The sequence below is a fragment of the Streptomyces sp. 13-12-16 genome (genome assembly GCF_002114215.1).
Lineage (GTDB): Bacteria > Actinomycetota > Actinomycetes > Streptomycetales > Streptomycetaceae > Streptomyces.
On the sequence record NZ_NCTE01000344.1, the window covers coordinates 1 to 9353 of the forward strand.

Consider the following 9353-nt stretch of genomic DNA (forward strand, 5'->3'; position numbering starts at 1 on the left):
CGCCCCCACCGCCAGGCGCCTGTTCCCGCGCAGGAAGCCCGACACACCCGCCCCCGTCCGGGTGGCCGAGGTCCGCTCCCTGGCCGTCCGCCGCGACCGCGTCCAGGCCCTGCGCGAGGTCGACCTGACCGTCGCCCCCGGCGAGACGATCGCCCTCATGGGCCGCAACGGCGCCGGAAAGTCGACGCTGCTCAGCGCGCTCGTGGGCCTGGTCGCCCCCTCCTCGGGCTCGGTCCGCACCGGCGACGCGGTCCCCCACCGCACCCGCCCCCGCGACCTGGTCCGCCGCGTCGGCCTGGTCCCCCAGGAACCCCGCGACCTCCTGTACGCCGACACGGTCGCGGCGGAGTGCGCGGCCGCCGACGAGGACGCGGGCGCCGAGCCGGGCACCTGCCGCGCCCTGCTGACGGAGCTGCTCCCCTCGGTGGCCGACGACACCCATCCCCGCGACCTGTCCGAGGGCCAGCGCCTGACCCTCGCCCTGGCGGTCGTCCTGACCGCCCGCCCGCCCCTGCTCCTCCTCGACGAGCCGACCCGCGGCCTGGACTACGCGGCGAAGGCCCGCCTGGTGACGATCCTGCGCGGACTGGCCGCCGAGGGCCACGCGATCGTCATGGCCACGCACGACGTGGAACTGGCGGCGGAACTCGCCCACCGGGTGGTCCTGCTCGCCGAGGGCGAGGTGATCGCGGACGGCCCGGCGGCGGAGGTGGTCGTGACCTCCCCGTCCTTCGCCCCGCAGGTGGCGAAGATCCTCGCCCCGCAGCGCTGGCTCACGGTCTCCCAGGTCCGGGAGGCGCTGCGATGACCGCCGCCGGAAGCACGCACGTGCAGCGCCAGACCCGGGCCGTCCGTCTGGGCCCCCGTTCGTGGGCGGCCCTCGCCCTGGTGAGCGCGGTGGGCGTGGCGGGCGTCGGCTGGCCCTTCCTCGCCCCGCCCGACTCCTCCGTGAACGCCCACGCCCAGGACGCGCCGTGGCTCTTCGCGGGCCTCCTCGTCCTGCTGGTGGCGGTGGTGGCGGCGACGATCTCGGAATCGGGCCTGGGCCCTAAGTCGGTGGCGATGCTCGGCGTCCTCGCTGCGACGGGCGCGGCCCTGCGCCCCATCGGCGCGGGCACGGCCGGCCTGGAGCCCATGTTCTTCCTCATGGTCCTCAGCGGCCGGGTCCTCGGCCCGGGTTTCGGCTTCGTCCTCGGCTCGGTGACGATGTTCGCGTCCGCCCTGCTCACCGGCGGGGTCGGCCCCTGGCTGCCGTTCCAGATGCTGTCGATGGGCTGGTTCACGATGGGCGCGGCCCTGCTGCCGGGCGCCGACCGCCTGCGCGGGCGCGCGGAGCTCTGCCTGCTCGCGGTGTACGGCTTCCTGGCGGCCTTCGCCTACGGCACGGTGATGAACATGGCGGGCTGGCCCTTCATGTCCGCCCTGGCCTCGAACATCTCCTTCTCCCCCGACGCGCCGCTCGCCGCCAACCTGGCCCGCTTCCTGGCGTACTGCCTGGCCACGTCCCTCGGCTGGGACCTGGGCAGGGCCCTGGTCACGGTCGCCCTGACCCTCACCCTCGGCACCCCGGTCCTGAAGGCCCTGCGCCGCGCCACCCGCCGGGCGGCCTTCGAGACGCCGGTCACATTCGAGGAGACCCCTCGGTGAGCAGCCGCTCGCGCCCCGTGAACGAGTGGGTGAAGGGCCCCACATGACCGGGGTCACATACGAGGCAGGGCCGTAGCCGGACATCCCGCGGGTACCGCCGCGAACGCCCCCGCGCCCCGTCCCCACTGCGACCGCGCTTAGTAAAAGGGACCTTTGCGGGCAATCCCGGGATTTGTTTCCGTGGAGCGGTCGCCGGGCGCCGACGTCCCTCACGGGTCGCGGCGCCGACACATGCCCCGCCGTACGGCACCGGGCACACGGCGACCTCCCAGCTCCCGACCGAAAGGCCGCCTGTGTCCGCCGCTTCCCTCCTCCGCACCGTCGCCGCCCCGAAGAAGGCCCTCGCCGGCGCCGCCCTCGCGGCCGCCGCCTGCGGCACCCTGATCGCCGCCGCGCCCGCCCAGGCCGCGACCACGACCAGCGCCTCCTCGGCCCAGGCGACCGCGAAGAAGATGATCGGCGACTCGGCCGAGTTCCAGTGCTTCTCGAAGATCGTCCAGCACGAGAGCAGCTGGAACCCCACCGCCACCAACGCCTCCAGCGGCGCCTACGGCCTGGTCCAGGCCCTGCCCGCCTCCAAGATGGCCTCGGCCGGCTCCGACTGGAGGACCAACCCCGCCACCCAGATCAAGTGGGGCCTGGACTACATGAAGGACCGCTACGGCAGCGCCTGTGACGCCTGGTCCTTCTGGCAGGCCAACCACTGGTACTGACAGCACCGCACCCCCCATACCGGAGGCGGCGGCCCCACGATCCCCGGGGCCGCCGCCTCCGTCGTTCCGCCCCGGTCCTCAGTGCTCGCAGAGGGAGAATTCCCGTTCGTAGAGCTGCTCGTTGTGTTCGTCGACGAAGAACTTGCGTTCCCGCATGAGCTGTTCGCGGTACTCCTTGGCCTGTTCCAGCGTCATGGTCGAGGTGTCGGACCACGGTTGCTGCGGCGGCACGTCGGAGGTCGAGACGATCGTCTCCGACGGGTCGACCAGGAAGAACGCGAGGATCTTGCGGTGTCCGGGGCGGGTGGGGTCCGCGAGGCGGAACGGGTCGACGCGGTGCTGCAGGACGTTCGGGAACGCCAGGCAGCGGCCCGCCGGCGTCGAGGCCGATCCCAGCACCTGGTTCAGCGCGTCCTCGTTCTCCAGGCCGTAGACCTCACGCATGCCGTTGTCGTCGTTCTGCTCGTACTCCGGGTCGTCGAGTGCCGCCCGGAAACTCAGCCGGCTCCCGGTGATGTTCTCGCTGTCCCAGTAGTGGATGCCGGTCGAGACGATCCGCTCGTTCAGCATCCCCTCGACGTGCCAGGAACCGCCCGGGTACTCGGGCTTGTCCGGGGTGAGGTGAAGGGTGGCGAGCTTGACGATGACCTGGAGGCGGCGGCCGCGCAGGTCGACCCGGTCGGCGTCGCCGGGCGGCTCGGGCGGGGTGGAGTCCGGGGCGTCCGGGACGACCGGGCGGCGGTTCTCCCACCAGTCGTCCCGGGCCTGTTCACACGCGCGGAGGGCTTCCGCGTAGGCCTCGTCGTCGCTGTAGGAGGACTTGTCCGGGTACTGCGGCTCCGAGTCGTACCAGTCGTAGGGATCGACCTCGATCCGCGGGGGCCTCGGACGGCGCAGGTCGGTGAGCACGTTCTCCCACAGGGGGAGGAAGCGCGCGAACAGGTCCGGCAGGACGGAGGCCAGTTCACGATGGGTCTCGGGGTGGACGTTGTTGACGTACGAACGGAAGGCGACGGCGCCGTCGTCACTGACGTCGACGTCCGTGGGCAGCCACTGGAACCTCTCCGAGAACTCGTGCTTCGAGTAATGGTCCGTCGGGTTCCGCCAAGCCCGCTCGGGCCCCCCGCTCACCTCTCTCACCAGGCAGAACAGCGAGGGGTGCACCAGGTCCAGTACCTGGCCGTCGGATCCGGGATGCCAGTCCCGCTCCGCTTCGGGGACCTGCTCCAGAACCCGGACCGCCTCACGCAACCGGGACCCGAGCCTGTCGTCGATCAGGGTGTCCGACTGCCACACCCCGTCGACGGCGGACACCTCGGCACCGGTTCGTTCGTCCCGCAGCGCGGCGTAGTACCGGAGTTCGGCGAGCACGTAGCGGACCTGCGCTTCGGTGAGGCCCTGGGCGACCGCTTCCCGCGTCCACCGGGCGACGATGTCGGCGTCGTTCATCTTGTCGGACCACCCCGGCTTCGCCCGGATGTGCGCGCTGCACCGCATCATCTCGAGTTCCCGCAGCGTCCGGGGTGTCGCGAACGCTCCGTTCCACAGGGAACGGGAGGCGTGAAAGGGCAGCGGGAAGGCGGGCAGGCCGGTCAATTCTCTTGGTCCTCACGGTCGGTGCACGGTGGCGGGAACGATACTTCAGCCGACTGACACCGCAGCCGTGGCCGCGTGGGGCCCCGTTCGCGCTCAACCGAGGACGGACGAGGGCTTCGAATCCGACTCGGAGGGGCACCGGTTCCTCCACTCCTCTACGGCGGGTTCCTCTCCGCCGCCTCCTTCGCCGGCGCCGACGGCTCACCGCCGGGTTCGGCGACGGCCACGGCCGTACGGGCGCGCGGGCCCTGGAGGAGGTACGTCAGGCCGAAGCCGACGACGACGACGACCGCGCCGCCGGCCGCGTCCAGGATCCAGTGGTTGCCGGTGGTGACGATCGCGCAGGCCGTGAGCAGGGGGTGGAGGAGGCCGAGGGCCTTCGTCCACGGCTTCGGCGCGATGACCGCGATCACCAGTCCGCACCACAGGGACCAGCCGAAGTGCAGCGACGGCATCGCCGCGTACTGGTTGGTGAGGTGGGTGAGGGTGCCGTAGTCGGGCCGGGTGAAGTCCTGGACGCCGTGGACCGTGTCGATGATGCCGAGGCCGGGCATCAGGCGGGGCGGGGCGAGCGGGTAGAGCCAGAAGCCGACCAGGGCGAGGAGGGTGGTGAAGCCCAGGCTCGCGCGGGCCCAGCGGTAGTCGACGGGGCGGCGCCAGTAGAGCAGGCCGAGGACGGCCAGCGGGACGGCGAAGTGGAACGACGTGTAGTAGAAGTCGAAGGACTCCCGCAGCCAGCCGATCCCCGCCACGGCGTGGTTGACGGCGTGCTCGATGTCCATGTGGAGCAGGCGTTCGAGGTCGAGGATCTGCTGTCCGTGTTCCTCGGCGCGGGCGCGGCCCGCCGAGTTGCTGCCGCCGGTCGCGGCGAGGCGGACCTGGGCGTACCCGGCGTAGGTGACGCGGATCAGCAGGAGCTCGAGCAGGAGGTTCGGGCGGATGAGCACCCGGCGCAGGAACGGCAGCAGCGGGACGAAGGCGAAGCGGGCCGGGACGGGCGGGGCGTACGGGGTCGGGACCGGTGCGCGGAAGTACGGCGAGCCGCGGGAGAGGAAGGGGGCCGCGGTGGCGGCGGCCAGGGCCGCCAGGAGGACGGTGTTGTCGCGCAGCGGGTGCAGGAGCGCCATGTTCGGCAGCAGCGCCTTCGCCGGCAGCGTCATCACCAGGACGACGGCGACGGGCCACACCAGCCGGTCGCGGGCGCGTACGCCGATCCGGCCGACCACGGTGAGCAGCACCCACAGGAGCTGGTGCTGCCATGCGGTGGGGGAGACGGCGATGGCGGCGCAGCCGGTGACGGCGACCGCGAGCAGGAGCTGGCCGTCGTGGGCGTAGCGCACCGCGCGGCGCAGGGCGAAGGTCACGACCGCGGCGCCGAGCAGCAGGAAGAGGCCGATCTCCAGCGGGCCCCGGAGGCCGAGGCGGAGCAGGGCGCCGTGCAGGGACTGGTTGGCGAGGTCGTCGGCGGGGCCGCCGAGGCCGGTGCCCGCCAGGTGGTGCACCCAGTAGGTGTGGGAGTCGTGCGGCATCGCGGCCCAGGCGAGCGCGGTGGCCGCGGTGAAGGTGACGCCCGTGGCGGTGGCGGCCCGGCGGCGGCCGGTGAACCACAGCAGCGGGGTGAAGAGGAGGAGGGTGGGCTGGAGGGCGGCGGCGACGCCGATCAGTACGCCGCTGACGCGCTGTCCCCGCGCGACGAAGCAGCCCAGCAGGACGAGCAGGACCGGGATGATGCTGGTCTGGCCGAGCCAGAGGGTGCTGCGCACCGGCAGGGACAGCATGAGCAGGCTGATGGCGACGGGCCCGGCGAGGATCGCGGTGCGGCGGCCGACCGGCTGGGGCAGGGCGCGGGCGGCGATCAGTCCGAGGGCGACGACCAGGAGCAGGGTGCCGAAGGTCCAGCCCCAGCCGAGGGCCTGTTCGGCGGGGCGGGTGAGGGGTTTGAGGGCCAACCCGCCGAAGGGGGTGCCGGTGAACCGGGTGGAGTCGTAGAGGGAGCCGCTGACGTGCAGGACGCCCTCGGGGCCCACCCAGGTCTCCAGGGCGGTCAGCCGTTCCCCGCTCGGTGTGGTGAGGACGGCGGCGACCTGGCGTGCGGCGAGGACCGCGGCCAGCAGCCACAGGGCCAGGCGCGCGGCGCGCAGCCGTGCCCGGGTGCCGCCGGTGGCTGTCGCCCCGAGAGTCTCCGCCGGTCGCCCACCGTGCCCCGCGTTCGCCACGCCTCGTCGGCCTCCCGCCCCGTTTCGCTCCGCGCGTCCCGTGCGTGGGGATCCGCTCCGCGAACCCGGTGAGGCTCGCGCCACCCCTGGACAGGGACGCGGGAGACCGCGGCCCCGCCTGACGGCATTCTCACTTTTGTCCGGATGACGATAGTCCGCGAGGGGCCGCTTTGCCCGTGAATGACGCGAGAAGGGTCACAACGAGCCATCGGGCGGCGCGCCCCGGCGCGTGGCTGCGCCCCTGCGTACACCCCATTCGTGTGCAGTATGCAGCTATTCGCATACCGCCCGTAGAGGGGCCAAGTGCGCCTATCGTCGTTCCCTTCGGACCGCCCGACAGCGCCGCCGCGCGGACCCGCCCCTGTCCCCGTCGAAAGGTAGGCGAGCGAAGTTTTGACGACTGCCACGGTCGCCGCTCCCCCGTCCGCGCGGAAGGCCTCGCAGCAGGCCGGTGCCGCGCACACCCCCGCCCCCACCGTCACCGACCCCGCGCTCGTCCGGCGCGCCGTGAAGGCGGCCGCTCTCGGCAACGCGATGGAATGGTTCGACTTCGGTGTCTACAGCTACATCGCGGTCACGCTGGGCAAGGTCTTCTTCCCCTCGGGCAACCCCACCGCCCAGCTGCTGTCCACCTTCGGCGCCTTCGCCGCGGCCTTCCTGGTCCGCCCCCTCGGCGGCATGGTCTTCGGCCCGCTCGGCGACCGCGTGGGGCGGCAGAAGGTCCTCGCCCTCACCATGATCATGATGGCGGCGGGCACCTTCGCCATCGGCCTCATCCCGTCCTACGCCGCGATCGGCGTCGGCGCCCCGATCCTGCTGCTGGCGGCCCGTCTGGTGCAGGGCTTCTCCACCGGCGGCGAGTACGCCGGCGCGTCCACCTTCATCGCCGAGTACGCCCCCGACAAGCGGCGCGGCTTCCTCGGCAGCTGGCTGGAGTTCGGCACCCTCGCCGGGTACATCGGCGGCGCGGGCCTGGTCACCCTGATGACGGCGCTGCTCTCCTCCGAGGACCTGCTGTCCTGGGGCTGGCGGATCCCGTTCCTGATCGCGGGCCCGATGGGCATCATCGGCCTCTACCTGCGGATGCGCCTGGAGGAGACCCCGGCGTTCGCGGCCGAGGTCGAAAAGGCCGAAAGCGAGCGCCCCAAGGTGCCGCTGCGGGAGATGGTGACCGGCCAGTGGCGCGCGCTGCTGCTGTGCGTGGGCCTGGTGCTGGTCTTCAACGTCACCGACTACATGCTGCTGTCGTACATGCCGAGCTACCTCACCAGTGAGCTGGGGTACGACGCCACGCACGGCCTGGTCGTCGTGCTCGGCGTGATGGTGCTGATGATGATCGTCCAGCCGTTCGCCGGCGCGCTGACCGACCGGGTCGGCCGCCGTCCGGTGATCGCGGCCGGCTGCGCCGGGTTCCTGGTGCTGTCCGTGCCGGCGCTGCTGCTGATCCGCGACGGCGGCCTGCTCGCGGTCGCCGCCGGCATGGGCGCGCTCGGCCTGCTGCTGGTCTGCTTCACCGCCGCCATGCCGTCCGCGCTGCCCGCGCTGTTCCCGACCCGGGTGCGCTACGGCTCGCTGTCGATCGGCTTCAACGTCTCGGTGTCCCTGTTCGGCGGCACCACCCCGCTGGTGGTCACGGCCCTGATCGGCGCGACCGGCGACATGATGATGCCCGCCTACTACATGATGGCGGCGGCCGTGATCGGCGGTTTCGCGGTGTGGCGCATGGCCGAGTCGGCGGGCCGCCCGCTGCCGGGGTCGGCGCCGTCGCTGGAGGCCGAGGCGGCCGGGACACACCGGGAGAACGCCTGACGGGCGGCGGAGGCGCGGCGTATCTTCGTTAGCGGCACTAGTTAGACAGACTAACCAGCCGTACGGAAGGTACAGGTGCATGAGCGAGTCGCAGCTCTGGCAGAAGGTGGACGACTACTTCACCGGCCGCCTCCTGCCCGACGCCCCCGACGACGACGCCCTGGCGGCGGCCCTGCGCGACAGCGACGCCGCAGGGCTCCCGCCGATCGCCGTCTCGGCCCTGCAGGGCAAGCTGCTCCAGCTCCTCGCCCAGCTCCAGGGGGCCAGGAACATCCTGGAGATCGGCACCCTCGGCGGCTACAGCACCATCTGGCTGGGCCGCGCCCTCCCCGCCGACGGGCGGCTGATCTCCCTGGAGTACGACCCCGGCCACGCCGAGGTCGCCGTCCGCAACATCGCCCGCGCGGGACTCGACAAGCAGGTCGAGGTGCGGGTGGGCGCGGCGCTGGAGTCGCTGCCCCGGCTGGCCGACGAGAACCCCCCGCCGTTCGACGTGGTCTTCATCGACGCCGACAAGGTGAACAACCCGCACTACCTGGAGTGGGCGCTCCGGCTGACCAGCACGGGCAGCCTGATCGTCCTCGACAACGTGGTGCGCGGCGGCCGGGTGGCCGACCCGGACAACACCGACCCGGACGTGCTGGGCACCCGCGCCGCCCTCGACCTGATCGGCAGCCATCCCCGGCTGAGCGGTACGGCGGTCCAGACGGTCGGCGCCAAGGACTACGACGGCTTCGCGCTGGCCCGGGTGCTGGCCTGAGCGCCGTGCCCTACACCTCGTGGTAGAAGCCCACGTTGACGCTGCGCGGGGCGGTGCGGTCCTGGACGACGACCTCGCCGCTGCCGCCCCGGGGCAGCGCGACGGTGCCGCCGTAGGCGACCGGGTGCTCGTACCCGCTGACGGTCAGCCGCACCTCGGAGGACGGCTCGGGCAGCGAGCCGCGCAGCCAGGTGAGCTGCCAGGTCCCGTCCGGCGCGCACTGGAACTCCAGGTGGACCCGCGAGACGAACAGCCAGTCGTCCGGCGTGGAGAGCCGGCACAGGGACTTGTCCCGGCCCACCCGCAGCACGGTGCCCGGCTCGCTGGGCGCGTCGGCCATGAGCATGCCGGCCGTGGCGCCCGCTTCCGCCGCGGACACCGCGGCCATGGTGAGTTCGAGCACGTGGGCTCCTCCTGAGACGTCCTGGCGGACCGGAGAGGCCCGGCCCCGCTGCCGCCGAATGATAAAACGCCCGGCTCGGCGGCGTCCGGCACAATGGCCTCATGACCGAGCGAAAGCCACCTGGTGTTAGCTTCGAAAGCTGGGTCGACAAGCAGATCCGCGACGCGGAGGCCCGGGGCGAGTTCGAGCGGCTGGCGGGGGGGGGGAAG

At 72.5% G+C, this 9353-nt stretch carries 8 protein-coding genes and 1 pseudogene; 6 read left to right on the plus strand and 3 right to left on the minus strand.

What is annotated here, in order from left to right; genetic code table 11:
• From B7767_RS14535 to B7767_RS14545, 3 genes are all read left to right on the plus strand, one after another.
• A partial coding sequence (locus B7767_RS14535) for an ATP-binding cassette domain-containing protein (RefSeq protein WP_256923435.1) occupies positions 1-808 on the plus strand: 808 nt, incomplete at its 5' end.
• Positions 805-1647: an ECF transporter S component gene (locus tag B7767_RS14540; protein ID WP_085572560.1), complete on the plus strand. Its 843-nt coding sequence runs from the start codon at positions 805-807 to the stop codon at positions 1645-1647. The genes B7767_RS14535 and B7767_RS14540, both read left to right, overlap by 4 nt.
• 293 nt (positions 1648-1940) lie before the next feature.
• The gene (locus B7767_RS14545) at positions 1941-2360 is read left to right on the plus strand and encodes a transglycosylase SLT domain-containing protein (protein ID WP_085572561.1); all 420 of its coding nucleotides are present in this window, start codon (positions 1941-1943) and stop codon (positions 2358-2360) included.
• 78 nt (positions 2361-2438) lie between these two features.
• Here the strand turns inward: B7767_RS14545 and B7767_RS14550 are convergent, their stop codons facing one another.
• Positions 2439-3956, minus strand: coding sequence for a DUF4246 domain-containing protein (locus B7767_RS14550; RefSeq protein ID WP_085572562.1), 1518 nt, complete (start codon positions 3954-3956; stop codon positions 2439-2441).
• 155 nt (positions 3957-4111) lie between these two features.
• Positions 4112-6172, minus strand: coding sequence for a bifunctional glycosyltransferase 87/phosphatase PAP2 family protein (locus B7767_RS14555; protein WP_085572563.1), 2061 nt, complete (start codon positions 6170-6172; stop codon positions 4112-4114).
• A gap of 393 nt (positions 6173-6565) precedes the next feature.
• Here B7767_RS14555 and proP point away from each other — a divergent pair, with 393 nt between their 5' ends.
• Both proP and B7767_RS14565 read left to right on the plus strand, forming a co-directional pair.
• On the plus strand, positions 6566-7981 hold the full coding sequence (proP, locus tag B7767_RS14560) for a glycine betaine/L-proline transporter ProP (RefSeq protein ID WP_085572564.1): 1416 nt from the start codon (positions 6566-6568) through the stop codon (positions 7979-7981).
• Positions 7982-8060: 79 nt separating this feature from the next.
• Positions 8061-8741 (plus strand): O-methyltransferase, encoded by a 681-nt coding sequence (locus B7767_RS14565; RefSeq protein WP_085572565.1) that lies wholly within the window; start codon positions 8061-8063, stop codon positions 8739-8741.
• 10 nt (positions 8742-8751) lie between these two features.
• On the opposite strand, the gene B7767_RS14570 is transcribed toward B7767_RS14565, so the two are convergent.
• Positions 8752-9144 (minus strand): FHA domain-containing protein, encoded by a 393-nt coding sequence (locus tag B7767_RS14570; protein WP_085572566.1) that lies wholly within the window; start codon positions 9142-9144, stop codon positions 8752-8754.
• A gap of 101 nt (positions 9145-9245) precedes the next feature.
• Between B7767_RS14570 and B7767_RS14575 the strand changes: the two are divergent.
• Positions 9246-9353 (plus strand): annotated as a pseudogene (locus B7767_RS14575) (DUF1992 domain-containing protein); the annotation flags it as partial.